This window comes from Anabaena sp. UHCC 0451 (assembly GCF_034931405.1).
Lineage (GTDB): Bacteria > Cyanobacteriota > Cyanobacteriia > Cyanobacteriales > Nostocaceae > RDYJ01.
The window spans coordinates 1-3,101 of the sequence record NZ_JAYGHA010000072.1 but is presented as its reverse complement, the minus strand read 5'-3'; the positions used below and the strand labels follow the sequence as shown (position 1 = coordinate 3,101).

Annotated in this window: 2 rRNA genes; both read left to right on the top strand. The window is 51.4% G+C overall.

The window, feature by feature from the left end:
* Positions 1–100: 100 nt before the first annotated feature.
* A 23S ribosomal RNA gene (locus VB694_RS25230) occupies positions 101–2,926 on the top strand.
* 60 nt (positions 2,927–2,986) lie between these two features.
* Positions 2,987–3,101 (top strand): 5S ribosomal RNA (gene rrf / locus VB694_RS25225); the annotation flags it as partial.

Here is a 3,101-nt window from a genome sequence, read left to right as displayed (position 1 = left end):
GTCCAGTCAGAACCTTGAAAACTGCATAGTAAAGCGAAAGAAGCTAGTTGACACAGACATGAATGTGGAAGTGTTGACAGTGGAGAAACCAATGTAATGTGGTCAAGCTAATAAGGGCTAATGGTGGATACCTAGGCACACAGAGGCGAAGAAGGACGTGGTTACCGACGAAATACTCCGGGGAGTTGGAAGCAAACGAAGAGCCGGAGGTGTCCGAATGGGGCAACCCTAAATACTGCCTGTTGAATATATAGACAGGAAAGAGCCAACCCAGCGAATTGAAACATCTTAGTAGCTGGAGGAAGAGAAATCAAAAGAGATTCCCTGAGTAGTGGTGAGCGAAAGGGGAAGAGCCTAAACCAACAGGTTTACTTGTTGGGGTAGTGGGACAGCAATATCGAATCCGGAGACTAGACGAAGCAGCTAAATACTGCACCAGAGGGGGTGAAAGTCCTGTAGTCGAAAGTTAAAGGATAGTAGCTGAATCCCGAGTAGTACGGGGCACGAGGAATCCCGTATGAATCAGCGAGGACCATCTCGTAAGGCTAAATACTACTGTGTGACCGATAGTGAACAAGTACCGCGAGGGAAAGGTGAAAAGAACCCCGGAAGGGGAGTGAAATAGAACATGAAACCATTAGCTTACAAGCAGTGGGAGTCCGATTTAACGGATGACCGCGTGCCTGTTGAAGAATGAGCCGGCGACTTATAGGCACTGGTAGGTTAAGGCGAGAATGCTGGAGCCAAAGGGAAACCGAGTCTGAAGAGGGCGAAAAATCAGTGTTTATAGACCCGAACCCTGGTGATCTAACCATGGCCAGGATGAAGCTTGGGTAACACCAAGTGGAGGTCCGAACCGACCGATGTTGAAAAATCGGCGGATGAGTTGTGGTTAGGGGTGAAATGCCAATCGAACCAGGAGCTAGCTGGTTCTCCCCGAAATGTGTTGAGGCGCAGCGGTAATGATTAAATCTAGGGGGTAAAGCACTGTTTCGGTGCGGGCTGGGAGACCGGTACCAAATCGAGACAAACTCAGAATACCTAGAGAACACATTGCCAGTGAGACAGTGGGGGATAAGCTTCATTGTCAAGAGGGAAACAGCCCAGACCACCAGCTAAGGTCCCCAAATCATCACTAAGTGATAAAGGAGGTGAGATTGCCTAGACAACTAGGAGGTTTGCCTAGAAGCAGCCACCCTTGAAAGAGTGCGTAATAGCTCACTAGTCAAGCGGTCTTGCGCCGAAAATGAACGGGGCTAAGTGATGTACCGAAGCTGTGGACTTAAATTTATTTAAGTGGTAGGGGAGCGTTCCGTGGTAGGGCGAAGCAGTAGCGGCAAGCAGCTGTGGACGAGACGGAAGTGAGAATGTCGGCTTGAGTAGCGCAAACATTGGTGAGAATCCAATGCCCCGAAACCCTAAGGGTTCCAGAGCCAGGTTCGTCCACTCTGGGTTAGTCGGGACCTAAGGCGAGGCCGAACGGCGTAGTCGATGGACACAGGGTCAACAATCCCTGACTAAAATATGGGAGCATTATTAGGGACGCATGAAAGATAGCCATACCCTGATTGGTTTGGGAGGAGTTTACGAACTCCGTGTGGTGAATGCTAGTGCCAAGAAAAGCTAGTAATGTGATGAACATATATTACCCGTACCCGAAACCGACACAGGTAGGGAGGTTGAGAATACCAAGGGGCGCGAGATAACTCTCTCTAAGGAACTCGGCAAAATGGCCCCGTAACTTCGGAAGAAGGGGTGCCCACCTCAGACGTGGGTCGCAGTGAAGAGATCCAGGCGACTGTTTACCAAAAACACAGGTCTCCGCAAACTCGTAAGAGGACGTATGGGGGCTGACGCCTGCCCAGTGCCGGAAGGTTAAGGAAGCTGGTCAGCGAAAGTGAAGCTGGCGACCGAAGCCCCGGTGAACGGCGGCCGTAACTATAACGGTCCTAAGGTAGCGAAATTCCTTGTCGGGTAAGTTCCGACCCGCACGAAAGGCGTAACGATCTGGATGGTGTCTCAGAGAGAGACTCGGCGAAATAGGAATGTCTGTGAAGATACGGACTACCTGCACCTGGACAGAAAGACCCTATGAAGCTTTACTGTAGCCTGGAATTGTGTTCGGGCTTGGCTTGCGCAGGATAGGTGGGAAGCGATGAAGTATTCCTTGTGGGGAATATGGAGCTAACGGTGAGATACCACTCTGGCGAAGCTAGAATTCTAACTCATCTCCGTCAGCCGGAGAGAGGACAGTTTCAGGTGGGCAGTTTGACTGGGGCGGTCGCCTCCTAAAAGGTAACGGAGGCGCGCAAAGGTTCCCTCAGCACGCTTGGAAACCGTGCGACGAGTGTAAAGGCATAAAGGGAGCTTGACTGCAAGACCGACAAGTCGAGCAGGTACGAAAGTAGGCCTTAGTGATCCGACGGCGCAGCATGGAATGGCCGTCGCTCAACGGATAAAAGTTACTCTAGGGATAACAGGCTGATCTCCCCCAAGAGTCCACATCGACGGGGAGGTTTGGCACCTCGATGTCGGCTCATCGCAACCTGGGGCGGAAGTACGTCCCAAGGGTTGGGCTGTTCGCCCATTAAAGCGGTACGTGAGCTGGGTTCAGAACGTCGTGAGACAGTTCGGTCCATATCCGGTGCAGGCGCAAGAACATTGAGAGGAGCCTTCCTTAGTACGAGAGGACCGGGAAGGACGAACCGCTGGTGTACCAGTTATCGTACCAACGGTAAACGCTGGGTAGCCACGTTCGGAGCGGATAACCGCTGAAAGCATCTAAGTGGGAAGCCCACCTCAAGATGAGTGTTCTCACTACTAATAGTAGGTAAGGTCACGGGCAGAACACCCGTTTATAGGCTCTATGTGGAAGTACAGCAATGTATGTAGCAAAGGAGTACTAATAGACCGAGGGCTTGACCTCTTACATCATTGGTTTCGCTTTACTTGCAGTCTTCAGGGTTTTGTACACCCAACAATCTTTCCTGGTGTCTATTGCGCGGTGGAACCACACTGATCCCTTCCCGAACTCAGAGGTGAAACGCTGCTGCGGCCACGATAGTCTGGGGGTTGCCCCACGCCAAAATAGCTCGATGCCA